Origin of the sequence: Methylobacterium sp. NMS14P (genome assembly GCF_028583545.1) — a bacterium.
Lineage (GTDB): Bacteria > Pseudomonadota > Alphaproteobacteria > Rhizobiales > Beijerinckiaceae > Methylobacterium.
In genome coordinates this window covers 541,882-565,741 of the sequence record NZ_CP087106.1, presented here as the reverse complement: position 1 = coordinate 565,741, position 23,860 = coordinate 541,882, and the positions used below count along the sequence as shown (strand labels likewise).

The following is a 23,860-nucleotide window of genomic DNA, read 5'->3' as shown; positions in this document are numbered from 1 at the left end:
CTACCTAGACGCGAACGGCTCCGCGCGCACCGGGGGCGATCTGCGGAGGAGCCGAAGCCTGTGGACGGTGGAGCGGGAGCGATGTGGGAGAAGGTCTTCGAGGAACTCGCGCCGGGCTACGTGCCGGACGCGGCGGCCCTCGACCGTGCGGCCGAGGCGCTGGGCTTCGCCCTGCCGGCCTCCTATCGCGACTTCTGCCTGACCTGCGGCGTCGGCCTCGCGGGCGGGCAGTTCCGCGTCGCCGTGCCGGCACCGTTCGAGGCCTGCGATCTGGTCAGTCAGGCGGGCCTCATCGCCCACAGCGTCGGCGCCGCGGTCGCCATGCTGGAGGACGGGGCGGAGCCGCACCGGTTCGACGTCGAGGGCGGCGACGCCGAGATCGTCGAGCGCGCCTGCTTCTTCGGCGCGGGCGAGGACGGCAGCTTCCTGTTCTGGGACGTCACCGGGACCGACGGTGAGTACGACGTCTGGCTGCTCGCGCCCGACCTGGAGACGGTGCGGTTCGGCGGCGAGAGCCTCGACGACTTCTTCACCCGAGTGACGGCGCCGTCCGCGGCCCTGGTCCTGGGACCGGGTTCGGAGCCCCTCCCCACCCGGTTCGAGGGCGTCACCGAGGCCACCCTGGCGCGCAGCGCTCGGGCCGATTGATGAACTTCGACGCGATCCGCGCCTTCGCGGCCGAATCCCGTGGCGGCGCCCGGCTGATCGGCATCGATCTCGGCACCAAGACGATCGGGCTCGCCCTGTCGGATCTCGGCCGCCAGATCGCGACGCCGCTCGAGACGATCCGCCGGGTGAAGTTCACACCCGACGCGCAGCGGCTCGCCGCCCTGTGCCGGCAGCACGCGGTCGGCGGCCTCGTGGTCGGGCTGCCGCTCAACATGGACGGTAGCGAGGGGCCGCGGGTACAGTCGACCCGCGCCTTCATGCGCAACCTCGCGCCGATCCTCCCCCTGCCCCACGTCTTCTTCGACGAGCGCCTCTCGACCGCCGTGGTCACTCGCGCGCTGATCGAGGCCGACGCCTCGCGGGCGCGGCGCGGCGAGCTCGTCGACAAGCTCGCCGCCGCCTACATCCTCCAGGGCTGCCTCGACGTCATGCGCAACCTCGCGGACGCCGACGCGGACGAGGATCCCGAGGACCACTTCCTCAGCGGCTGACCAGGGAGACGGTGCCGCTGCCGTGGCGCTCGATCCGTCCGTCCAGCTCCAGTTCCAACAGCACGCTCTGCACGGTCCGGGCGCCGACCCCGGCGCTCCGCGCCAACTCGTCGGTGCCGACCGGACTCGGTCCGAGCAGGACGACGATTCGCGCCCGGTCGTCCTGCGGCTCCGGGGGCTGGTCGTCACGGGCGGGGCCGTCGGCGGACGCGCCGGCGCACCGCTGCGGGAGCGGGTCGAGCGTCGCGTCGGCCGCGTCGAGCGCGATCTCGTCCCAGAAATCCGGCTGCTCGGCGAGGTCCGGCCGCCCGCGCGCCGGCGCCGCCTCGGCGTCCGGGCCGCGCTCGATGATCGGTCCCAGCACCTCCAGGACGTGGCCCACCTCGGAGACCAGGGTGGCGCCCTGGCGGATCAGGTCGTTGGTGCCCTCGGCGCGCGGATCGAGCGGCGAGCCGGGGACCGCGAAGACCTCCCGGTTCTGCTCCAGGGCGTAGCGCGCCGTGATCAGCGAGCCGGAGCGGCGGGCGGCTTCCACCACCACGGTCCCGTAGGACAGGCCGGAGATGATCCGGTTGCGTCGGGGAAAGTCGCGGCCGCGGGGCTCCCAGCCCATCGGCATCTCGGCGAGGACGGCGCCGCCCTCCGCCAGGATCGCCTCGACCAGGGCGGCGTGGCTCGCCGGGTAGATCCGGTCCTGGCCGCCGGCCATGACGGCGATCGTGCCGGTCCGCAGGCTGGCTCTGTGGGCCCGGGCGTCGATCCCGCGGGCGAGGCCGGAGACCACCGTCAGGCCGGCTTCGCCGAGCCCGCGGGCGAGCCGCTCCGTGAAGGCGAGACCCGCCGACGACGCGTTCCGCGAGCCGACGAGGGCGGCGGCGGGCCGGTTGAGGATCGGGGCGCCGCGCAGGGCCAGCAGCGGCGGCGCCGCGTCGACCTGTGTGAGGAGCCGCGGATACTCCGCCTCGCCGGTGGCGACCAGCCGCCCGCCGAGGCGCGCCAGGGCCGCGAGCTCGGCCTCGGCCTCACCGCGCGTGGGCGGCACGATGCGCCGTCCCTGGCGGCCGGTGAGATCCGGTAGGGCGTCGAGGGCGGCGGCCGCGCCGCCGAACCGGTTCACGAGCCTCCGGAAGGTGCGGGGGCCGACGCCCTCGGTCCGGATCAGCCGCAGCCAGTCGAGCCGCTGGGTCTCGGTGAGCTGCATCCACCACCCCCACACCTGCCCGAAGGTCGGCGCGGCGCGCCGGCACTCAGCCCTTCTGGCCGATGCGCCCCTCGGTGCCGGACGCGAGTCGGCGGATGTTGGGCGCGTGCTTCCACCATAGCAGCAGGCCGAGGAGCAGGAACAGCAACGCCTGCGCCGGGGCGCCGAGCGACCACAGGACCAGCGGCGTGGCCGCCGAGGCGGCGAGCGCCGCCAGCGACGAGTACTTGAGCGTGAAGGCGAGCCCGAGCCAGATCGCCGCGAACACCGCGAGGGTGGGCGGGCTGAAGGCGAGGAGCACCCCGATGAAGGTCGCGACCCCCTTGCCGCCCTTGAAGCCCAGCCAGACCGGGAAGAGGTGGCCGAGGAAGGCGCCGAGCCCCGCGGCGAGCGCCGGGCCCTCGCCCAGATGCCGGGCGATGAGGACGGCCGCGGTGCCCTTCAGGGCGTCGCCCAGCAGCGTCGCCGCGGCGAGGCCCTTGCGGCCGGTGCGCAGCACGTTGGTGGCGCCGATATTCCCGGAGCCGATGGCCCGGACGTCGCCGAGGCCGGCGAATTTCGTCAGGATCAGCCCGAACGGGATCGAGCCCAGGGCGTAGCCGAGGGCGAGGCCGCCGAGGGCGGCCGGGGTCGCGAGATCCGGCGGCATCATGCGGCGGCCGCGAGGTCGTCGACCGCGTGGACGATCCGGCCGCCGACCAGCGTCATCACCGCCGCGCCCTGGAGGCGCGCCTCGTCGAACGGGGAGTTCTTCGAGCGCGACTTCAGCCGGCGCTTGTCGAGGACGTAGGGGAGATCGGGGTCGATCAGCACGAGGTCGGCGGGCGCGCCGACGGCCAGCCGTCCGGCCTCGCGGCCGAGGATGCGCGCCGGGTTCACGGTGAGCGCGGCGATTAGCTTCGGCAGCGCGAGGTCGCCGGTGTGGACGAGGCGCATCGCGGCGCCGAGCAGCGTCTCGATTCCGAGCGCCCCGTCCGCCGCCTCGGCGAAGGGCAGGCGCTTGGTCTCCACGTCCTGCGGGTTGTGGTCGGACACGACCACGTCGATCACGCCCTCGTCGAGGGCGCGGACGACCGCCTGCCGGTCGGTCTCGTGGCGCAGGGGCGGCGAGAGCCGGCAGAACGTGCGGTAGTGGCCGATGTCGTTCTCGTTGAGGACGAGGTTGTTCACCGAGACGCCGCAGGTCACCGGGAGGCCGTCCTGCTTGGCCCGGCGGACGATGTCGACCGAATCGGCGCAGGAGATCATCGCTGCGTGGTAGCGGGCGCCGGTCAGCCGCACGAGGCGGATGTCGCGCTCCAGCATCACGGTCTCGGCCTCGCGGGGGATACCCATCAGCCCGAGGCGCGAGGCGAGCTCGCCCTCGTTCATCACGCCCTCGGCGACGAGGGCGGATTCCTCCACGTGCTGCACGATCAGGGCGTCGAAATCCCGGGCGTAGGTCAGGGCACGGCGCAGCACCTGGGCGTTCGCCACGGCCCGGAGCCCGTCCGTGAAGGCGACCGCGCCGGCCTCCTTGAGCAGGCCGAACTCGGTCATCTCCCGGCCGGCCAGCCCCTTGGTGATGGCGGCCGCCGGCAGGACGTTGACGCTCGCCGTGTCGCGGGCGCGGCGGAGCACGAAGTCGACGATGGCCGGCTCGTCGATCACCGGGTTGGTGTCGGGCATGCAGACGAGCGTCGTGACGCCGCCCGCGGCCGCAGCGGCGCTCGCCGAGGCCAGGGTCTCGCGGTGCTCGGCCCCCGGCTCGCCCACGAAGGCGCGCATGTCGATCAGCCCGGGGGTCAGCACGCGGCCAGCGCAGTCGACGCGCTTCGCGTCGGACGGGGCGCCCGGCGCCGCGCCGGCGGCGATGTCGGCGATGCGGCCGTCCCGCACCAGCACCGCGCCGGCGGTCTCGCGGCCTGTCGCGGGATCGAGGAGGCTGGCGTTCGCCAGAAGGTAGCTGCTCACTGGGGCGCCCTCGCGGAAGAGGCCGGGCCGTCGAGGCGCATGGCGAGCCCGGCCGCCGCCATATGGGCCTTCGCCTCGGCGACGCTCGCCTGCCCGAAATGGAAGATGGACGCCGCCAGCACGGCGCTCGCGCCGCCCTCGGCCACGCCGGCTACGAGGTCGTCGAGGCCGCCGACACCGCCCGAGGCGATCACCGGCACGGTGACGGCGTCGCTGATCGCCCGCGTCAGGGCGAGGTCGTAGCCGGAGCGTGTGCCGTCCTTGTCCATGGAGGTGACGAGCAGCTCGCCGGCGCCCTTCCCGGCCACCAGCCGCGCGAAGGCCACGGCGTCGATCCCGGTCGGGTCGCGGCCGCCATGGGTGAAGATCTCCCAGGCGGCCGGCGCGCCAGGGGGCGAGACGCGCTTGGCGTCGATCGCCACGACGATGCACTGCGCGCCGAACTTCTCGGCGGCCCGGGCCACGAGGTCGGGATCCTTCACGGCCGCGGTGTTGATCGCGACCTTGTCGGCGCCCGCGAGCAGCAGCGCGCGCACGTCCTCGACGGTGCGCACGCCGCCGCCGACGGTCAGCGGCATGAAGCAGGCCTCGGCGGTCCGGCTGACGATGTCGAGCAGGGTGCCGCGGGCCTCGCGGCTCGCCGTGATGTCGAGGAAGCACAGCTCGTCGGCGCCGGCCGCGTCGTAGACCTTCGCGGCCTCGACGGGGTCGCCGGCGTCGCGCAGGCCCTCGAAGCGCACGCCCTTCACGACGCGCCCGTCCTTCACGTCGAGGCAGGGGATGATGCGGGTCTTCAGCACGGGCGGCGTCTCATGTCGCGAGCCTCTGGATATCACGCCGCCGGGCCGCGCGCCGCAGCGATCGCGGCCAGGGCCGCCTCCGGATCGATGCGGCCGTCGTAGAGCGCCCGGCCGGTGATCGCGCCGGCGATCAGCGCGCAGTCCGGCTGCAGCAGGCGGTGGACGTCGTCGATCGACGCGAGGCCGCCCGACGCGATCACCGGGATGCGCACAGCCTGGGCGAGCGCCAGGGTCATCTCGACGTTGAGGCCCTTCAGGATCCCGTCGCGGGCGATGTCGGTGTAGATGATCGCCGCGACGCCCGCGTCCTCGAACCGCCGCCCCAGTTCCTCCGCGGTCATGCTGGAGGTCTGGGCCCAGCCCTCGACCGCGACGCGGCCGTCCTTCGCGTCGATCCCGACCGCGATCTTCCCGGGATACTTGCGGGCGGCCTCCCGGACGAAGCCGGGGTCGCGCACCGCCGCGGTGCCGATGATCGCCCGGGCGACGCCCTTGCTCAGCCAGCCCTCCAGGGTCTTCATCTCGCGGATGCCGCCGCCGAGCTGGACCGGGATCGACACCCGCGCGAGGATCGCGTCGACGGCCTCCGCGTTCCGCGGCGCGCCCGCGAAGGCGCCGTCGAGGTCGACCACGTGGAGCCAGGGGAAACCCTGCGCCTCGAAGATCGCGGCCTGGGCGGCCGGATCGTCGCCGAAGACCTTGGCCTGCGCCATGTCCCCCTGAATCAGGCGGACGCACCGCCCCTCTTTCAGGTCGATCGCCGGGTACAGGATCACGGGCGCTTCCGTCCTTCTTGCCTGGGCCGAACGGCGCTCACGGGCGCCAGTTCAGGAAGTTGGCGATGAGCGCGAGGCCCAGCCGCTGGCTCTTCTCGGGGTGGAACTGCGTGCCGGCGACGTTGTCGCGGGCGACGAGGGCGGTGACCGGGCCGCCGTACTCGGCGCGCGCCACCACGTCGTCCGGGCGCTCCGCCTCCAGCGCGTAGCTGTGCACGAAGTAGGCGTGCAGCCCGTCCTCGCCGGTGGGAATGCCGGCGAGCAGCGGGTGGTCGCGCTCGGTCCGCAGGGTGTTCCAGCCCATGTGGGGGACCTTGAGGGCCGGGTCCGACGGCCGGATCGGACCGACGTCGCCGGGGATCCAGCCGAGCCCCGGCGTGGTCGTGTACTCGAGCCCGCGGCTCGCCAGGAGCTGCATCCCCACGCAGATCCCGAGGAACGGGCGGCCGGCCCCGTGGGCGACCCGCGTCATCGCCTCGACCATGCCGGGCACGGCATCGAGCCCGCGGCGGCAATCCGCGAACGCGCCGACGCCGGGCAGCACGACGCGGTCGGCCGCGGCCACCACGTCGGGGTCCGAGGTCAGGCAGATCCGCGCGTCGCGCCCGCTCTCGCGGGCGGCGCGCTCGAAGGCCTTGGCGGCGGAGTGGAGGTTGCCCGACCCGTAATCGATGATCGCGACGGTCTCGGTGCTCATGCGCGTCTCGCCCGGGAGCTCACCGGGCGCCTTCCTGGGCGGGGAACAGCCCGATCACCGGCTCGGCCCGCCGGCTGGGACCGCTCGGGAACGGGGCGCGGGGCGCGCTCGGGCTCGCCTCGATCCAGCGGGTCAGCGCCCGGGCCTCGGCCTCCTCGGGCGTCGCGGCGACCACCGCGTCGCGCGCCGGCCAGCCGCGCCGCGCCAGGGTCCAGCGGCGCAGGCTCGAGGCTTCGAGGCCGACCAGCCAGGCGGCCAGCAGGGTCACGATCAGGCCGGCGCCGGCCGGCAGCCCGAGGGCGATGCCGGCCGCGGCCAGCGCCACGAGGCCGGCGAGCACGAACAGGGCGGCGAGCCAGAGGCGGTGGAACAGGAACCACAGCACCGTGAAGGCGAAGGCCGGCCAGGAGAAGCCGTCCCGCACCAGGAGAGCCCGGTCGAGCCCGACCGACTCGCCCGGCCGCGCGTCGTCCGGCAGGTGGAGCGTGTAGCTGCGCATCCGCATCGCGAAACTCCGACAGCGTGCGCCGCGACGGCCGCGTGGCCGATCGGGGCGCCCGACGACAACAGGTCTACAGGGAGCCCTTGGTGGAGGGAACGCGCCCCTCCTCCCGCGGATCGATCGCCACGGCCTTCCGCAAGGCGCGGGCCAGCCCCTTGTAGCAGCTCTCCGCGATGTGGTGGGCGTTGTCGCCGTAGAGAGTCTCCACGTGGAGGGTCAGGCCGGCATTCATCGCGAAGGCCTGGAACCACTCGCGCACCAGCTCGGTGTCGAATTGCCCGATCTTCTCCACGCGGAACGTCGTGCGGAACACCAGGAAGGGCCGTCCCGAGATGTCGACGCAGACCCGAGTGAGCGCCTCGTCCATCGGAAGGTGGATGTCGGCGTAGCGCGTGACCCCGCGCTTGTCGCCGAGCGCCTTGGCGAAGGCCTGCCCCAGGGCGATGCCGCAATCCTCGGCCGAGTGGTGCTGGTCGATGTGCAGGTCGCCGTCGACCTTCACGTCCAGGTCGAACAGGGCGTGACGCGCCAGCAGATCCAGCATGTGGTCGAGGAAGCCGATGCCGGTGGCGATCGTCGACTTCCCGGTCCCGTCGAGATTGACGGTGACCGCGATATCGGTCTCCGCGGTCTTCCGGCTGATAGAGGCGCTGCGCATTTCGGTCTGGACTTCGCGTCGGGGGCGGCCGCGGCCGCCCGCGCCTTCTAGAGGGACTCGTCGCGGAATGGAAAGGGCGGCCGATTACCCGTTGAGCACCCGGCCCGCTACGGCGTCGAGCTTGGCGAGCAGTGCCGGGTCGCGGACGGCGGGCGCCGTCATGATCGCGCCGTCGAGCGCCCGGTGCGAGCCCGCCGGGCACGGCTCGCGCTCGGCCGGGAAGTCGCGGGCGAGACGGGCCACGAGCCGCGCCGCCTTGTCGGCGTTGGCCCGGGCGACGGCGATGACCGAGGCGACGTCGACGGCGTCGTGGCCGGGGTGCCAGCAATCGTAGTCGGTCACCATCGCGATGGTCGCGTAGGTGATCTCCGCCTCGCGGGCGAGCTTGGCCTCGGGCATGTTGGTCATGCCGATCACGTCGAAGCCCTGAGCCTTGTAGGCGCGGGATTCGGCCAGCGACGAGAATTGCGGCCCCTCCATGCACACGTACGTGCCGCCGCGATGGACCGCGATGTCCTCGGCCTTCGCGGCCTGGGCGATCCGCGCCTGCAGGCCGGGGCCGACGGGATGGGCGAGCGAGACGTGGGCGACGCAGCCGTCGCCGAAGAACGACGAGGCGCGGCCGTGGGTGCGGTCGACGAACTGGTCGACGAGCACGAAGAGGCCCGGGGGCAGGTCCTCGCGGAAGGAGCCGCAGGCCGAGAGGGCGACGAGGTCGGTGACGCCGGCCCGCTTCAGGGCGTCGATATTGGCGCGGTAGTTGATGCCCGACGGCGAGAGCCGGTGCCCCCGCCCGTGGCGGGCCAGGAACACGACCTTGGTGTCGCCGATCCGCCCGATCCGCAGGGCGTCCGAGGGCTCGCCCCAGGGCGACGCCACGCGCTCCTCGCGCACGTCCTCGAGACCCGGCAGGTCGTAGACGCCGGAGCCACCCATGACACCCAGTACCGCTGCGCTCATGCCGGAATCCCTCAACGCGCGACGCCTCGGCAGCGCGGCCTATCCCACCCGGCACCTCATCCCGAGGTGCCGGAGCCATGCAGAGGGCTCGAAGGAACCCTCCAAGAGCCGCTCTGATCCCTGGAGCCCTGCTCCGAGGCCCGCTGACGCGGTCACCTCAGGATGAGGTGGTGCAGGGGACGGGCGCTGACGGACGGAGGACCGTCGCGGCGGGCGAGCGGTAGCATGGAGAGCCGGCCAGAAAAAAGATGGGCCTCCCGAGGGAGGCCCATCCGAACGGCGAACCGATCCGGCCCGCCTCAGTAGGTCTTGTGCAGCTCCGGCTGGAGGCCGTGGACCTCGCCGCCGACATCCGCCCAGATCTTCTTCTTCACGTAGTAGAGCAGGCCCGACAGGATGATCAGGAACAGGATCACCCGGAAGCCCAGGGCCTTGCGGTCCATCATGTGCGGCTCGGCCGCCCACATCAGGAAAGCCGAGACGTCCTTGCCGTACTGGTCGACCGTCTCGGGCACGACCGGCTGGCCCTGATCGTTCTTCGGGTAGGAGACCTGCCCGTCGGTGATCGGCGTCGGCATCGCGATGATGTGGCCGGGGTAGTACTTGTTGTAGTGGCCGCCCTCCGGCAGCGCGAAGTCCTTAGGCGGATCCTCGTAGCCGTTGATCAGGGCGTGGATGTAGTCCGGTCCCTGCTCCGAGTAGCCGACGAGCGGCAGCCAGTCGGTCAGGAAGTAGAGCGAGCCGCGGGAGAAGGTACGCGCCTTGGCGATCACCGAGAAGTCCGGCGGCGCCTTGCCGCCGTTGGCCGCGGCCGCCGCCTGGTCGTTCGGGAAGGGCGGCGGGAAGGTGTCGGCCGGCCGGCCCGGCCGTTCGAACATGTCGCCGGCGTCGTTCGGCCCGTCCTTGACCTGGTAGGTCGCGGCCAGCGCCTTGACCTGCCCGGCGGAGAAGTGCGGCCCGCCCTCCTGCGCGAGGTTGCGGAAGGAGACCAGCTTCATCGAGTGGCAGGCGGAGCAGACCTCCTTGTAGACCTGGAAGCCGCGCTGCAGCTGCGCGGTGTCGAAGCGGCCGAACACGCCGGCGAAGCTCCAGTTGACGCGGGCCGGGATCGGCCCGCCGTGCCCTTCCTGGGCGGAGACCGGCACGGCGCCGATCAGGAGGGCCGCCAGGGCGGCCGCGGCGGTCGTCGAGAGGACGCGGGTCATGATCATGGTCCTGTCGTCGGCCCGTCAGCCTTTGGTGGTCGGAGCGGCGGCGGCGCCGGCCGGCATGCCGGACCCGCTCACCTGCTTGCCCGGCCCGGTCACGCTCTCGAGGATCGAGCCCGGCAGCTTCTTCGGCGTCTCGAACAGGCCGCAGAGCGGCATGACGATCAGGAAGTGCGCGAAGTAGTAGGCGGTGCAGACCTGCGCGGCGAGCACGTAGCCGCCTTCCGGGGGCTGGGAGCCGAGCCAGCCGAGGAGCAGGGTGGCGCCGACGAAGACCCAGAAGAACTGCCGGTAGAGCGGCCGGTAGTTGCACGAGCGGATCCGCGACGTGTCGAGCCACGGCGCGAAGGCCAGGATGACCACCGCCGAGAACATCAGGATCACGCCGCCGAGCTTGCTCGGGACCGCGCGCAGGATCGCGTAGAACGGCAGGAAGTACCATTCCGGCACGATGTGGGCGGGCGTCACCGCCGGATTGGCCTGGATGTAGTTGTCGGCGTGGCCGAGATAGTTCGGCTGGTAGAACAGGAACCAGGAGAACAGGATCATGAATACGCAGACGGCGAACACGTCCTTGATCGTCGCGTAGGGCGTGAACGGCACCGCGTCCTTGCCCGACTTGATCGGGATGCCGACCGGGTTGTTCTGGCCGGTGACGTGCAGCGCCCAGACGTGCAGCACGACGACGCCGGCGATCATCCACGGCAGCAGGTAGTGCAGCGAGAAGAAGCGGTTCACGGTCGGGTTGCCCACCGAGTAGCCGCCCCAGAGCAGAGTCTGGATCGTGTCGCCGACCACCGGGATCGCCGCCAGGATGTTGGTGATGACGGTGGCGCCCCAGAAGCTCATCTGGCCCCAGGGCAGCGTGTAGCCGAGGAACGCGGTCGCCATCATCAGCAGGTAAATCACGACGCCGAGGATGTAGAGCACCTCGCGCGGCGCCTTGTACGACCCGTAATAGAGGTTGCGGAACATGTGCAGGTACACGGCGACGAAGAACATCGACGCGCCGTTGGCGTGCGCGTAGCGCAGCAGCCAGCCGTAGTTCACGTCGCGCATGATCTTCTCGACGGAGTTGAAGGCACCCGTCGCCGAGGGCTCGTAGTGCATCGCCAGCCAGACGCCGGTGACGATCTGGATGCCCAGGAAGGCGATCAGGATCGCCCCGAAGGTCCAGAAATAGTTGAGGTTCCGGGGGACCGGAAAGGCCACGAACGAGGAGTGCACCAGCCCGACGATGGGCAGGCGCGCCTCGAACCATTTGGCCACGCGGCTCTTGGGGACGTAGGTGCTGGCCGTTGCGCTCATGCTTCCGTCCTCCTCAGGCCGCTTCCTTGCCGCCCTCGCCGATCCGGATCTTGGAATCCGTCTCGAAGGCGTAGGGCGGGATCGGCAGGTTGATGGGCGCCGGTCCGTGGCGCACGCGACCCACCGCGTCGAATTGCGAGCCGTGGCACGGGCAGGCCCAGCCCTCGAAATTGCCCTGGTGGCCGATCGGCACGCAGCCCAGATGCGTGCAGTTGCCGTAGACGATCAGCCACTGATCGTGGCCGCTCTTGACCCGCGTCGGGAAGGCGGCCGGGTCGATCATCGCCGAGAGCGGGACCGCCTTCATGTCGGTCACTTCCTTGGCGGTCAGCTTGCGCACGAAGATCAGCTTGCCGCGCCAGAAGACATTGACGATCTGACCGTCCTGGATCGGCGTGAGGTCGACCTCGATCGGCGCGCCGGCGGCGATCGTGTCGGCGTCTGGCGCCATGGAAGAGATCAGCGGCCAGACGACGGCCCCTGCCCCGACCGCCAGCCCGGCGCCGGTCGCCAGGAACAGGAAGTCACGGCGGCTGCCCTCATGACCAGAGACCGCGGGAGCGGCGGCTGATGTGTTCGCCAAGGTTCGGAACTCCATGCGTCGGCGTCAGGGCCGCAGGTGCCCTCGTCCCAGCTCGGTCTGGGAACAAAGCATTATGGTTCTAATCTGAGCAATGAGACCGTCTGCCGCCCCTGAGTCAAGCCGCAGTGTGCGGCGCAGCGATAAGGTCGCCCCTCGATCGTAGTGCTATGTTGCCGGCAATCGCGCTGCGCCGCCGCTCAGGCGACCGCGCTGTCGTACCGCGCCGTCCCGTCGTCGAGGAAACCGCCCGACTGGCGCGCCCACAGGCCGGCGTAGACGCCGCCTGCGGCGACCAGCTCGGCATGCGTCCCCTCCTCGATGATCCGGCCGCGGTCGATCACGACCAGCCGGTCGAGGGCCGCGATGGTCGACAGGCGGTGCGCGATGGCCAGCACGGTCTTGCCGGCCATCAGCGTGTCGAGCGATTCCTGGATCGCCGCCTCGACCTGGCTGTCGAGGGCCGAGGTCGCCTCGTCGAGGATGAGGATCGGCGCGTCCTTCAGCATGACCCGGGCGATGGCGATGCGCTGGCGCTGCCCGCCGGACAACTTGACGCCGCGCTCACCCACTTGGGCGTCGTAGCCCCTCCGCCCCTTGTGGTCGACGAGATCGGCGATGAACGCGTCCGCGTGCGCGAGCCGCGCGGCCCGCTCGATCTCCGCCTGGGTGGCGCCGGGGCGACCGTAGGCGATGTTGTCGCGGATGGAGCGGTGCAGCAGGGACGTGTCCTGGCTGACCATCGCGATGGCCTCGCGCAGGGATTGCTGGGTCACCGTCGCGATGTCTTGGCCGTCCACCAGGATGCGCCCGCTCTCCACGTCGTAGAGCCGCAGGAGCAGGCCCGCCAGGGTCGACTTGCCCGCGCCGCTGACGCCGACCAGCCCGACCTTCTCGCCCGGGCGGATCGTCAGGGAGAAATCCTCAATGACGGTGGCGTCGCCGCGCCCGTAGTGGAAGCCGACCTCCTCGAACCGGATCTCGCCGCCGGTGACGGCGAGCGTCCGCGCGTCCGGCGCGTCAACCAGGGCGTGCGGCCGGGCCATCGTCTGCATGCTCTCCTGGACCACGCCGACGTTCTCGAAGACGCCACGCACGGTTTGCATGACCCAGCCCGACATGGCGATGAGGCGCAGGACCAGGGCGAGCCCCGCCGACGCCTCGCCGGTGGTCATGCCGCCGTCGCGCCACAGGACCAGGCAGGCGGCGCCGGTCGCGATCAGCAGCGCGCTGTTGAGCAGTCCGAGGAGGCTCGTGGTCAGGCTCACCAGCCGGAACTGGTGGAGATAGGCGGTGGTGTGGACCTCCACGGCGTCCTGCACCGCCGCCCGCTCCTCGCGGTCGCGGGCGAAGAGCTTCACCGTCAGGATGTTGGTGTAGCTGTCGACGATGCGGCCGATGAGCGTCGAACGGGTGTCGGCGGTCTTGTGCGAACGCACCCGGGCCCGGGGCACGAACCACGCGGTCAGGGCCGCGTAGGCGGCGATCCAGAGCAGCACCGGGACGGCGAGCCACGGCGAGATCGCGCTGAACAGCCCGACCGCGGTGATCGCGTAGATCGCCACGTACAGCAGCGTGTCGATGAAGACGACCGCGAGTTCCCGCACCGCCGGGCCCACCTGGACGACGCGGTTGGCCAGACGACCCGAGAAGTCGCCCTGGAAGTACGAGAGCGCGTGCCCGAGGGTGTAGAGATGCGCCCGCCAGCGGATCTGGCTGGTCGATTGCGGCACGACGAGCTGGTTCGACAGCACCTCGTGGGCCCAGATCGACAGCGGTCGCACCACGGCGATCAGCAGGACCACCAGCCCGAGCTCGACCGCGTGGTCCGACAGCACCGTCGCCCGGTCGGCCGAGCCGAGCAGGTCGATGAACCAGCGCATCACGAGGTAGAGGGAGGCCTCGACCGTGCCGGCGATCACCGCGATGCCGAACAGCGCCGCCAGGGCAGCGCGGATCGGACGCAGGTAGAACCAGGCGAAGCCGAGAACCGACCGCGGCGGCATCCGCGCCTCGTCGAAGGGCGCGAAGGGATCGACGCGGCGTTCAAGCCAATCGAGGAACATGTTTACGGGGGCGTGACGCGGCGGGAGCCCCTCATGTAAGCGCCTCCCGCCCGGTGCCAACCGCGCGGCGTGGTCGCGCCGCCCGGCCTCAGCGGTTCAGGGCGAGGGCCGCGCCGGACTTGGTCAGGGCGCCTTCCAGGCCGCCGCCGCCCTGGCGCAGCCGCGCCGCCACCGAGCCGCCCGGCTGGTAGAGGTAGACCTCGCCGTCGCGGAAGTCCCAGGCCGAGACCCGCGCGAGATCCTTGTTGGTGCAGCCCGCGGCCGTCGCCCGGTACAGGTCGAGGGCCGGGGTGCTCGAGAGCGTGACCTTGCAGTTCGCTCCCGTGGCGTCCCGGGCATCCCAGCTTCCGACCACCGAGGAGCGGCCGCCGGTGGCGACCGGCGGCGGCGGCGCAGGGGGGGCGACCGGCTCGGCGATCACGGTCGGACCGCCGGGCGGCGGCGCGGCCGCCTGGGCGCCGGGCGGGGGCGGCGCGTCGGGGCTCGCCGCGACGCCGGGCGGCGGCGCCAGCGGAGCCGCCGTCACGGTGCCCGACGGCATGGCCGGCACGGCGTCGAGGGATGCCTGAGGCGACGGACCCCGGGTGCGCGGCCCGTCGAGGCGGCTCGAGGCGCAGGCGCCGAGACTGGCACCCAGACAGAGAACGGCGAACGTCGTCAGGCTCGGGCGCAGCATCGGTCCACTTCGGGTCAGGATTGAGGGCGCGGAGGCGCTTCGACCCTGACTCCGTGCCAATTGCGCTGACCGCAAGGCAGCGCCCTCAGCCCGGGCCGACTCCGCTGCGGAGAGCCGGCCTTTTCGGACGAGTGTGGCCCTCAGGCCTCATGCTCGGCAGGACTTTGCAATCAGAGCGTGCGCTCGACCATCATCTTCTTGATCTCGGCGATGGCTTTCGCCGGGTTCAGGCTCTTCGGGCAGGTATTGGCGCAGTTCATGATCGTGTGGCAACGATACAGCCGGAACGGGTCGTGCAGCCCGTCGAGGCGGTGGCCGGTGTTCTCGTCGCGCGAGTCGATCAGCCAGCGATAGGCCTGGAGCAGGGCCGCCGGGCCAAGGAACTTGTCGCCGTTCCACCAGTAGCTCGGGCACGACGTGGTGCAGCACGCGCACAGGATGCACTCGTACAGGCCGTCGAGGCGGGTGCGGTCCTCCGGGGTCTGGCGCCACTCCTTCTCGGGGGCGGGCGTCTCGGTCTGGAGCCAGGGCTCGATCGCGGCGTGCTGGGCGTAGAAGTTCGTCAGGTCCGGCACGAGGTCCTTCAGGACCGGCATGTGCGGCAGCGGGTAGATCCGGATTGCCCCGTCCTTGTCCTTGCGGGTCATGACCGGCAGGGCGTTGTCGGGGCTCTTGCACTCGTCGATGCCCATCGTGCAGGCGAGCGCGTTCTGCCCCTCGATGTTCATCGCGCAGGAGCCGCAGATGCCCTCGCGGCAGGAGCGGCGGAAGACCAGCGTCGAATCGACCCTGTTCTTGATCCACAGCAGCGCGTCGAGGACCATCGGGCCGCAATCCTCGCGGTCGACCTGATAGGTGTCGATCCGCGGATTGGCCCCGTCATCCGGGTTCCAGCGGTAGATCTTGAAGGTCTGCAGGTTCCTGGCGCCGGGCGGGGCCGGCCAGGACTTGCCCTGCGTGATCTGAGAGTTCTTCGGAAGGTTGAACTGAGCCATGGTTCTCGACGGCTTCCGCTAGAGCAGGACGCGGCGGGCGGAGGAGCGAGGCCCCGCCGCCGCAGTCGTGGTGCAGAGTTGAGGATCAGTACACGCGCGCCTTCGGCTCGATGTACTGGATCTCGTTCGACATCGTGTAGGTGTGGACCGGCCGGTAATCGATGTTCACCTGATGCCGGCCCTCGTCGAGCCAGGACAGGGTGTGCTTCATCCAGTCCTTGTCGTCGCGGTCCGGGAAGTCCTCGCGCGCGTGGGCGCCGCGCGATTCCGTGCGGTTGGCGGCCGATTCCATCGTCACCACCGCCTGGCCGATCAGGTTGTCGAACTCCAGGGTCTCCAAGAGGTCGGTGTTCCAGACCAGCGACCGGTCGGTGACCTTCACGTCGGCGGCGGCGTTCCAGACCTTGTGGATTAGGCCCTTGCCCTCCTCCAGCACCTCGCCGGTGCGGAACACGGCGCAGTTGTTCTGCATCGTCTTCTGCATCTCGGCGCGGAGCTCCGCGGTGGGCGTCGAGCCGTTGGCGTAGCGGAACCGGTCGAGGCGCTCGAGGGCCTTGTCGGTCGCGCCCTTCGGCAACTCCATGGCCCGTCCGTTCGGCTCGACGATCTCGGCGCAGCGCTTGCCGGCGGCGCGGCCGAAGACCACGAGGTCGATCAGCGAGTTCGAGCCCAGGCGGTTGGCGCCGTGGACGGAGACGCAGGCCGCCTCGCCGATCGCCATCAGGCCCGGAACCACCGTGTCGGGGTTGCCGTCACGCAGGGTCAGCACCTCGCCGTGATAGTTCGTGGGAATGCCGCCCATGTTGTAGTGGACGGTCGGGATGACCGGGATCGGCTCCTTGGTCACGTCGACGCCCGCGAAGATCCGCGCCGATTCCGAGATGCCCGGCAGGCGCTCGTGCAGGATCTTCGGGTCCAGGTGGTCGAGGTGCAGGTAGATGTGGTCCTTGTTCTTGCCGACGCCGCGGCCGTCGCGGATCTCCATGGTCATGGAGCGCGAGACCACGTCGCGCGAGGCGAGGTCCTTCGCCGACGGCGCGTAGCGCTCCATGAAGCGCTCGCCCTCGGAGTTGGTGAGGTAGCCGCCCTCGCCGCGGGAGCCTTCCGTGATCAGGCAGCCCGCGCCGTAGATACCGGTCGGGTGGAACTGCACGAACTCCATGTCCTGCAGCGGCAGGCCGGCGCGCAGCACCATGGCGTTGCCGTCGCCCGTGCAGGTATGGGCGGAGGTCGCCGAGAAGTAGGCGCGGCCGTAGCCGCCGGTCGCCAGGATGGTCATCTGGGCGCGGAAGCGATGGATCTCGCCGGTGGCCTGATCGAGGGCGATGACGCCGCGGCAGCGGCCCTCGTCGTCCATGATCAGGTCGAGGGCGAAGTACTCGATGAAGAAGTCGGTCTGGTTCTTCACCGCCTGCCCGTAGAGGGTGTGCAGCATGGCGTGGCCGGTCCGGTCGGCCGCCGCGCAGGTGCGCTGGGCGGTGCCCTTGCCGTAATCGGTGGTCATGCCGCCGAACGGGCGCTGGTAGATCTTGCCCTCCTCCGTGCGGGAGAACGGCACGCCCCAGTGCTCCAGTTCGTAGACGGCGGCGGGCGCGTTGCGCACGAGGTACTCGATCGCGTCCTGGTCACCGAGCCAGTCCGACCCCTTCACGGTGTCGTACATGTGCCAGCGCCAGTCGTCCGGGCCCATGTTGCCGAGGGACGCCGAGATGCCGCCCTGCGCCGCGACCGTGTGCGAGCGGGTCGGGAACACCTTGGTGATGCAGGCGGTGCGCAGGCCCGCCTCGGAGCAGCCCACCGTGGCGCGCAGGCCCGCGCCACCCGCGCCGACGATCACGACGTCGAAGGCGTGATCGTGGATGGTGTAGGCAGGCCCGCTGCCGTTGGTGCCGTTGGCGGCCATGTTCGGCTCCTCGAGATCGATGTTGGCGGGGTCAGGCCGGCTGTCCGAAGCCGATGCGCAGGACCGCGTAGAGGCAGGCGACGGCCACGACGACCGCGTAGGCGTTGTTGGCGAACACCGCCGCGATCTTCGTCGCCGGCGCGTGCACGTAGTCCTCGATGATCACCTGCATGCCGAGGCGCATGTGGACCGTCACCGACAGCAGCGCCAGGATCAGGAGGATCGAGACCAGGGGGGTCGCGACGAGGAGCCGCGCCTCCGGGTAGCCGCGGCCCGCCATCTTGGCGATGATCACCACGAAACTCAGCATGAGCACGACGTTGCCGACGGCGGTGAGCCGCTGCAGCCACCAGTGGCCGGCACCGTGATGGGAGACGCCGAGGCCGCGCACCCGCGCCCGGGGGGTGCGGATCGAGACGCGCGTGTCCTGCCGGACCTCTTCCTTAGCCATGTCGGCCTCCTCAGCGGACCAGAAGGGCGACCGCCCAGATGACGAGGGTGAGGGCCACCGAGCCGATCAGCGTCAACCGGGCCATCGAGAGGCGCTTCTCGCGGTCGAACCCGACGCCGGTGTCCCAGATCAGGTGCCGGATGCCGCCGAGCATGTGGTGCATCAGGATCCACGTGTAGGCGAACAGGATCAGGCGCCCGAAGATCGAGCCGAAGAACCCGGCCACGTAAGAGTAGCCGACCGGGCCCGAAGCCAGAGCCACGAGCCAGATCGCGACGAGAGCAGTCCCGCCGTAGAGCGCGGTGCCGGTGATGCGGTGGAACACCGACATGGCCATCGTCCAGGTCCAGCGATAGATCTGGAGATGCGGCGACATCGGCTGTGCCACTGTCGGGCGGGCGGTGGGTGCCATCGGGTTGAAGCCTCGCAGCTGCGAACTGGACCGTCTCTAATCTGGTAGCGCTAGTGGCTGAGCGGGCAACCCGCAATCCGCCATGGTGCGGCGCAATGTGCCGTCCGAGGCGACACTTTGCCGATTCTGTCACTTCAGCTGCCCCAGGATCCGCCACCACGCGTAATCGAGCGGCGCCGCCACCAGCAGCGACAGGAATCCGAAGCTCAGCGTGAGCCGGGTCGCATCCCGGAGACGGACCCGCCCGAGCTCGCTGGCGAACACGATCGGGGGCGCCTGGTAGGGGAAGAACACGGTCGAGTAGCCGATCACCTGCAGTGAGACGACCGCCAGCGGTGACAGGCCGCTCGCCTCCGTCATCTCGCCCGCCAGGGCCGTGTAGAGGGCCGGGGCGCCGTTCGCGGTGACGAGGAGGGTCAGGACCGTGGCGATGCCGGTGAGCACCGCGAAGTTCTGCGTCGGGGCGTCGTGCGCCAGCGGCGCCACCGTCAGCAGGAGATGGCCGAGCCGCTCGCCCAGCCCGGTCTCGTTGACCAGGGCGACGAGGCCGAGGAGCGCTGCGATGTAGAAGCAGGTCCGCAGGTTCACCTGCTGGAACGATTCCGGCGGAAGCACGCCGATCCGCGGCAGCAGGCAGACCACCGCGGCGGCGAGGCCGACCCAGGCCGGGGCGAGACCGTGCAGGCTGTCGGTCATCCAGAGGACGAGCGTGCAGGCGAGGATCACCGCGAGGCGCCGCTCGGGCGCGGAGAGTGGCGGCAGCTCCGGCAGGGTCGGAGCGGCGGAGCCGAGGTCGTCCGGGAACAGCCGGACGATGAGGGCGACCAGCAGCACCCCCTTCACCATCGCCAGCACCGGGGCGTGCAGGAGGAAGTAGGAGAGGTACGAGAGGTGCAGGCCGAGCAGGTGCTCCGCCGAGCCGGCCATGACGAGGTTCGGCACGTTGGCGGGCAGGATCGCCGCCGACAGGATCGGCGTGGCGAGGCCGACGGCCAGGACCGCCCCGGTCCGCCCGGGGCGCCCGGCCGCGAGGCCGAAGGCGTCGCAGAGCGCCAGGGTCACCGGGATCATCAGGGCGATGCGGCCGAGATTCGACGGCATGACGAAGGCGATGAGGAAACTCAGCGTCACGAGCCCGGCGATGAAGCGTCCGTAGGAGCCCGAGAGCCGCAGGGCGAGCGTCCGGGCCATCCGGGCGCCGAGGCCTGTCCGGGTCATGCCCTGCCCGACCACCATGCCGGACAGGACCAGCCAGAAGGCTGAGGACGAGAAGCCCGAGAACACGGTGGCGGCGGAGCCGAGCCGCAGCAGCATCGCCAGCCCGAAGAAGGCGAGCGCCGTGACGATCTCGGGCAGAAGCGCGGTCGCCCAGAGGCCCATGCACAGCACGAGCAGCGCCGCCGTTGCCGCAATCAGTCCCTCGCCGCTCACCGCGATCGTCCCCGCCCCACGCCACGCCGGAGGCGGCATCCTCATCCAATTGGAACGGTTCGCAATTCGGGAGATGTTGAGCAAGCCTTCGTGAGCCGCGAAGGCTGTGGACGCTTCCCGCTTCGTCGACTGCGGAGAAAGCGGTCCGATCCGCGCGGGTCTTCCGGCGCGCGGCCGCGACTGCCCCCCTCACCTGGAGGCCGCGCGGCGGAGTCCGGGCGCCGGGAATGCCGACCCTGCCAAGTGCGGCATAGACCGGGGTTCCAGGTTTGCGTCTCGCCGCCGGTGCTCGCGAAGGCCGGCGCCGATCGACGTGCCGCCACGTCTTCCCGTGACACGAAAGGCGCGGGAGGGCCCGAACGGAAACGCCCGGCCTGGAGGGCCGGGCGCGGACGCGTCGCTGGGCCGGAGCGCGGGCACGGCGCCCGCGCCGCCGGACTCAGTAGCCGTAGCCGTAATAGCCGTTGCAGGCAGCCGGGTCGTAGGCGCCGTAGCCGTAGTTGTAGCTGCAGTTGTCGTAGCCGGAGTCGAGACCGCCCAGGCCGTAACCGACGCCAAGGCCGAGCCCGAGGCCGGCGAGCCCGTAGCCGACGCCGCGGCCGTAGCGGTGGCCGTAATAGCCGCGGTTGACGAAGCCACGACCGGCGATCCCGCGATTTCCGATCCCGCCGAACCGGCCAGCCTGGTTGTATCCGCCGGTGCGCAGGCCGCCGGTCCGGGCGCCGCCGACGCCGGCCGCCCCGAGCCCGGCGCCGCGGAAGCCGCCACTCAGTCCGCCGACCCGTGCCCCGCCGACGCCCCCGTTCTGGAAGGCGCCGCCTCCGAAGCCGCCGTTCCGGAATGCTCCGCCGCCGACACTGCCGCCGCGGAAGCCGCCGCCGAAACCGCCACCGTGGAATCCGCCGCCGCCGAAGCCGCCGCCGTGGAAGCCACCGCCGCCGAAGCCGCGGGCATCGGCGCCGGTCGGCGCGAGAGCGACGGCCGCCAGGAGGGCGGTCGAAACGAGTGCCATACGATTCATGGGAAAGCTCAGCTTGATGTGTGGTGTCTTAACCTCTCAACACCGCTCGCAACGGCTGTATCCAAGCTTGAGTATTGCTGACGGCGTGGCAGTCGGTCGCTGAGACGGGGCTCTGCCCGTCGCGGGCCTGAGCCTCTTCACAGGCTTCGCGGAACCTTACCGGAAAGGCGGTTCGTCGAAGCTTCGCAGCTTGCGGGAGTGGAGACCATGCCGGTCGGCTCGCAGCACGTCGAGGGCCGCCAGCCCAACCTGGAGATGCTCCGAGACCGCCCGGTCGTAGAAGGCGTTGGCGGCGCCCGGCAGCTTGATCTCGCCGTGGAGCGGCTTGTCGGAGACGCAGAGCAGCGCGCCGTAGGGCACGCGCAGGCGGAAGCCCTGGGCGGCGACGGTGCCGCTCTCCATGTCCACCGCCACCGCGCGGGACTGGTTGATCCGACGCCGCTCCTGGCTGAAACGCAGCTCCCAATTGCGGTCGTCGTAGGTCACCACCGTGCCGGTGCGCAGGCGCCGCTTGAGCGCGTCGGCCTGCTCGCCCGTGACCGCGGCGGCGGCATCCTGGAGGGCGACCTGCACCTCGGCGAGGGCCGGTACCGGCACGTCCGGCGGCACGAGCTCGTCCAGGATCCGGTCGCGGCGGAGATAGGCGTGCGCCAGCACGTAGTCGCCGATGGTCTGCGACTGCCGCAGGCCACCGCAATGGCCGACCATCAGCCAGCAATCCGGGCGCAGCACGGCGAGGTGGTCGGTGATCGTCTTCGCGTTCGACGGCCCGACGCCGATGTTGACCAAAGTCGTGCCCTGCTGCGTCCCGTCGGCGTCGCGCGCCACCAGATGGTAGGCCGGCATCTGGTGCCGGTGCCAGGGCGAGGCGGCGATCACCGCGGCGGGGTCGGCATCGGCCGCCTCGGCGCGGGTCACGGACACGCCGCCCGGCAGGACCAGCCGCTCGAACCCCTCCGCTCCCGAGGCCAGCCGCTCCAGCCCGTGGCGGACGAACTGGTCGACGTAGCGGTGATAGTTGGTGAGCAGGATCCAGGGCTGGACGTCGCGCCAGTCGCAGCCTGTATAATGGACGAGGCGCCGGAGCGAGTAGTCGACCCGCACCGCGTCGAACAGCGCCAGCGGCAGCGGCTCGCCGGCGATCTGGTCGAACGTCCCGTCGGCGATCTCGTCCCCCACGAGCGACAGGAGCGGGACCGGGAAGTAGGTGGCGAGGTCGGCGCCGTCGACGGTCCGCCCGCGCGCGTCCAGCCCGGCCTCCAGCACATAGGGGTAGGGAATCTCCTGCGCGCTCAGGCCGACCTCGATGGCGATGCCGTAATCGGCGATCAGCGGCTCCAGCTGGCGCGTCAGATAGGTCCGGAAGAAGCCCGGATGCGTGACCGTGGTGGCGTAGGTGCCGGCGGCCTGGAGCTTGGCGGTGGCGCGCCGGACCCGCGGCAGCGGCCCGTCCGGGCGGTAGCTGATCCGCAACTCCGGGTAGCGGAAGGCGAGCCGCTCCGTGGTGTCCGGCGGCGGCCCGCCGGCGAGGTAGCGCTCCAGGGCGGCCCGCAAGGCGCCGGCCGCGTCGTCGTAGAGTTCGACAAGCCGGTCGATGGCGGTCGCGGCATCCGCCACCGCCTGCATCGGCCGCAATTCCCGCTCGATCATGTCGCCTCCGTTGCTGCTGCCGGATCTACACCCCGCGCCATCCGGGGGCGAGATGCGGGGTTGCGGGCCGCGAACACATGGCCGACAAGCCGGCCGGCGCGGAGCGAGGCGGCAAGGACGCGGACATGGACGCGGGCAAGGACGCGGATGAGTTCGGGACCCGTCCCGGTGAAGAGAGGGCCGCGCTGCCCGCGACCTTCGACGCGGGCCTCCACTTCATCGGCCGGCTGCGCACGCCCTGGCAGGCGCGGTGCGACTGCCCCAAGAACGGCCTGCAGACCGACGCGGTCTGCACCGTGGAGGTCGATCCGGCCTACGCCCCCGGCCTGCGCAACGTCGCGGGCTGCACGCACCTGATCCTGCTCTACTGGATGGATCGGGCGACCCGCGGCCTCGTGGTCCAGCGGCCGCGCCACGCCGACGGCCCCCGCGGCACGTTCTCGTTGCGCTCCCCCGCCCGTCCCAACCCGATCGCCCTGTCGGTGGTGGAACTGCTCGGGCGCGACGGCGACACGCTCCGCGTGCGCGGGCTCGACTGCCTCGACGGCACGCCGCTCCTCGACATCAAGCCGTACTACGCCACGACGGATGCGCGGCCCGACGCCCGCGTCGACCGGGCTGGGGCCGAGCCGTGAAACGCGCCGTCCTGCTCAGTCTCGGCGCGCTCGCCCTGCTGGCGATCGGCGGGTTCGCCGGGTGGCGCCTGCACCGGCCGGGAGCCGACGCGCGGGCCTACGCGGAGATGCGCCTGATCGCCGTGCAGGTCAGCCTCGACGAGGCGCCGCCGGACTACGTGTTCTGGGCGGGCGATTCCCAGGTGGAGCTGCAGCCCGGGAGCCAGCGGCCCTGCGGCCTCGAGTTCCTCAACGGCGGGATCAGCGGCGCGACCGCGGCCAGCTACGCGGACTACCTCGCGCGCCTGACTTTCAAGGTGCATCCCCGGATCGCCGCTCTGACGATCGGGACCAACGACATCCTGGTGAAGAACAACCCGCAACTGCACAAGCCGACAGAGCAGTTCGAGGCCGCCGCCGAGACGATCGTCAAGCGGCTGCAGACCCTCAGCCCGCGCGTCGTGGTGACCGCCCTCCCCCCGGTCGGTCGCGAGATCGGCAAGCTGGTCGATGCCGGCGCGGTCGCGGATTACTCGCGCCGATTGCAGAACCTCTGCGGGCGGCTCGGCTGCGTCTTCACGGACCCGTTCGCGGCCCTGCGCGACGGCGATACGGGCTACGCCAAGCCCGGCGCCCTGCGCGACGGGCTGCATCTCGCGGCGTTCCGGCCGGCGCTGAGGGCAGTCGAGCCGGCGCTCTGCACCCCGTGAGGGCGGGCGCCGCGTCTTTGCGAGCGGAGCGAAGCAATCCAGAAGCGCGCCACGGATCGAAGCGTCACGCTGCCCTGGGTCGCTTCGCTCCTAACGCGATGACGGCGCGGTATCGGGCCGGACGCCGG

The 23,860-nt window shown here is 71.3% G+C and carries 25 protein-coding genes; 4 read left to right on the top strand and 21 right to left on the bottom strand.

Translation table 11 applies throughout. The features are described 5' to 3' along the window. The first annotated feature begins 81 nt into the window (after positions 1-81). Positions 82-648 (top strand): SMI1/KNR4 family protein, encoded by a 567-nt coding sequence (locus tag LOK46_RS02600; RefSeq protein ID WP_273562352.1) that lies wholly within the window; start codon positions 82-84, stop codon positions 646-648. After that, positions 648-1,160: a Holliday junction resolvase RuvX gene (gene ruvX, locus LOK46_RS02595; RefSeq protein WP_273562351.1), complete on the top strand. Its 513-nt coding sequence runs from the start codon at positions 648-650 to the stop codon at positions 1,158-1,160. The genes LOK46_RS02600 and ruvX overlap by 1 nt, the downstream gene beginning before the upstream one ends. On the opposite strand, the gene dprA is transcribed toward ruvX, so the two are convergent. The 21 genes from dprA to LOK46_RS02490 all read right to left on the bottom strand — a co-directional run bounded on the left by dprA (position 1,150) and on the right by LOK46_RS02490 (position 22,408). After that, positions 1,150-2,361, bottom strand: a complete 1,212-nt coding sequence (dprA, locus tag LOK46_RS02590; RefSeq protein ID WP_273562350.1) for a DNA-processing protein DprA — start codon at positions 2,359-2,361, stop codon at positions 1,150-1,152. The two genes, ruvX and dprA, sit on opposite strands and share 11 nt — an antisense overlap. A 46-nt stretch (positions 2,362-2,407) precedes the next feature. Beyond that, complete coding sequence (gene plsY, locus LOK46_RS02585) at positions 2,408-3,010, bottom strand: glycerol-3-phosphate 1-O-acyltransferase PlsY (protein WP_273564741.1); 603 nt, start codon at positions 3,008-3,010, stop codon at positions 2,408-2,410. Further along, complete coding sequence (locus LOK46_RS02580) at positions 3,010-4,314, bottom strand: dihydroorotase (RefSeq protein WP_273562349.1); 1,305 nt, start codon at positions 4,312-4,314, stop codon at positions 3,010-3,012. Before LOK46_RS02580 ends, plsY begins: the two co-directional genes overlap by 1 nt. After that, positions 4,311-5,114 carry an imidazole glycerol phosphate synthase subunit HisF gene (gene hisF, locus LOK46_RS02575; protein ID WP_273562348.1) on the bottom strand — a complete coding sequence of 268 codons (804 nt, stop codon included), beginning with the start codon at positions 5,112-5,114 and terminating at the stop codon, positions 4,311-4,313. Before hisF ends, LOK46_RS02580 begins: the two co-directional genes overlap by 4 nt. Positions 5,115-5,146: 32 nt before the next feature. Beyond that, positions 5,147-5,890: a 1-(5-phosphoribosyl)-5-[(5-phosphoribosylamino)methylideneamino]imidazole-4-carboxamide isomerase gene (hisA, locus tag LOK46_RS02570; protein ID WP_273562347.1), complete on the bottom strand. Its 744-nt coding sequence runs from the start codon at positions 5,888-5,890 to the stop codon at positions 5,147-5,149. 37 nt (positions 5,891-5,927) lie between these two features. Beyond that, positions 5,928-6,587, bottom strand: a complete 660-nt coding sequence (gene hisH / locus LOK46_RS02565; RefSeq protein WP_273562346.1) for an imidazole glycerol phosphate synthase subunit HisH — start codon at positions 6,585-6,587, stop codon at positions 5,928-5,930. Positions 6,588-6,606: 19 nt separating this feature from the next. Then, positions 6,607-7,086, bottom strand: a complete 480-nt coding sequence (locus LOK46_RS02560) for a DUF2628 domain-containing protein (RefSeq protein ID WP_443192918.1) — start codon at positions 7,084-7,086, stop codon at positions 6,607-6,609. A 73-nt stretch (positions 7,087-7,159) separates the two neighbouring features. Continuing rightward, positions 7,160-7,747, bottom strand: a complete 588-nt coding sequence (gene hisB, locus LOK46_RS02555; protein WP_273562344.1) for an imidazoleglycerol-phosphate dehydratase HisB — start codon at positions 7,745-7,747, stop codon at positions 7,160-7,162. Between the two features lie 84 nt (positions 7,748-7,831). Next, complete coding sequence (locus tag LOK46_RS02550) at positions 7,832-8,707, bottom strand: S-methyl-5'-thioadenosine phosphorylase (RefSeq protein WP_063110785.1); 876 nt, start codon at positions 8,705-8,707, stop codon at positions 7,832-7,834. Between the two features lie 299 nt (positions 8,708-9,006). Further along, the gene (locus tag LOK46_RS02545) at positions 9,007-9,918 is read right to left on the bottom strand and encodes a cytochrome c1 (protein ID WP_273562343.1); all 912 of its coding nucleotides are present in this window, start codon (positions 9,916-9,918) and stop codon (positions 9,007-9,009) included. Between the two features lie 18 nt (positions 9,919-9,936). Continuing rightward, complete coding sequence (locus LOK46_RS02540; RefSeq protein WP_273562342.1) at positions 9,937-11,223, bottom strand: cytochrome b; 1,287 nt, start codon at positions 11,221-11,223, stop codon at positions 9,937-9,939. A gap of 13 nt (positions 11,224-11,236) precedes the next feature. After that, complete coding sequence (petA, locus tag LOK46_RS02535; protein WP_273562341.1) at positions 11,237-11,821, bottom strand: ubiquinol-cytochrome c reductase iron-sulfur subunit; 585 nt, start codon at positions 11,819-11,821, stop codon at positions 11,237-11,239. Between the two features lie 182 nt (positions 11,822-12,003). Further along, positions 12,004-13,869: an ABC transporter ATP-binding protein gene (locus LOK46_RS02530; RefSeq protein WP_273562340.1), complete on the bottom strand. Its 1,866-nt coding sequence runs from the start codon at positions 13,867-13,869 to the stop codon at positions 12,004-12,006. Positions 13,870-13,957: 88 nt separating this feature from the next. Beyond that, positions 13,958-14,545: an AprI/Inh family metalloprotease inhibitor gene (locus LOK46_RS02525; RefSeq protein WP_273562339.1), complete on the bottom strand. Its 588-nt coding sequence runs from the start codon at positions 14,543-14,545 to the stop codon at positions 13,958-13,960. 170 nt (positions 14,546-14,715) lie between these two features. Further along, complete coding sequence (locus tag LOK46_RS02520) at positions 14,716-15,540, bottom strand: succinate dehydrogenase iron-sulfur subunit (protein ID WP_273562338.1); 825 nt, start codon at positions 15,538-15,540, stop codon at positions 14,716-14,718. An 85-nt stretch (positions 15,541-15,625) separates the two neighbouring features. Continuing rightward, positions 15,626-17,443: a succinate dehydrogenase flavoprotein subunit gene (gene sdhA, locus LOK46_RS02515; RefSeq protein WP_076727961.1), complete on the bottom strand. Its 1,818-nt coding sequence runs from the start codon at positions 17,441-17,443 to the stop codon at positions 15,626-15,628. A 31-nt stretch (positions 17,444-17,474) separates the two neighbouring features. Continuing rightward, positions 17,475-17,894 carry a succinate dehydrogenase, hydrophobic membrane anchor protein gene (gene sdhD, locus LOK46_RS02510; RefSeq protein WP_273562337.1) on the bottom strand — a complete coding sequence of 140 codons (420 nt, stop codon included), beginning with the start codon at positions 17,892-17,894 and terminating at the stop codon, positions 17,475-17,477. A gap of 10 nt (positions 17,895-17,904) precedes the next feature. Next, positions 17,905-18,306 carry a succinate dehydrogenase, cytochrome b556 subunit gene (gene sdhC, locus LOK46_RS02505; RefSeq protein WP_273562336.1) on the bottom strand — a complete coding sequence of 134 codons (402 nt, stop codon included), beginning with the start codon at positions 18,304-18,306 and terminating at the stop codon, positions 17,905-17,907. 129 nt (positions 18,307-18,435) lie between these two features. Then, positions 18,436-19,737 (bottom strand): SLC13 family permease, encoded by a 1,302-nt coding sequence (locus LOK46_RS02500; protein WP_273562335.1) that lies wholly within the window; start codon positions 19,735-19,737, stop codon positions 18,436-18,438. Positions 19,738-20,176: 439 nt separating this feature from the next. Further along, positions 20,177-20,758: a hypothetical protein gene (locus tag LOK46_RS02495; RefSeq protein ID WP_443192856.1), complete on the bottom strand. Its 582-nt coding sequence runs from the start codon at positions 20,756-20,758 to the stop codon at positions 20,177-20,179. A gap of 156 nt (positions 20,759-20,914) precedes the next feature. Next, positions 20,915-22,408, bottom strand: a complete 1,494-nt coding sequence (locus tag LOK46_RS02490) for an AMP nucleosidase (protein WP_273562333.1) — start codon at positions 22,406-22,408, stop codon at positions 20,915-20,917. A 125-nt stretch (positions 22,409-22,533) separates the two neighbouring features. Between LOK46_RS02490 and tsaA the strand changes: the two genes are divergently transcribed. Both tsaA and LOK46_RS02480 read left to right on the top strand, forming a co-directional pair. Then, entirely contained in the window at positions 22,534-23,043 is a 510-nt protein-coding gene (gene tsaA, locus LOK46_RS02485) for a tRNA (N6-threonylcarbamoyladenosine(37)-N6)-methyltransferase TrmO (protein WP_273564740.1), read from the top strand. Continuing rightward, entirely contained in the window at positions 23,040-23,732 is a 693-nt protein-coding gene (locus LOK46_RS02480; protein ID WP_273562332.1) for an SGNH/GDSL hydrolase family protein, read from the top strand. Before tsaA ends, LOK46_RS02480 begins: the two co-directional genes overlap by 4 nt. The last annotated feature ends 128 nt before the right edge of the window (positions 23,733-23,860 follow it).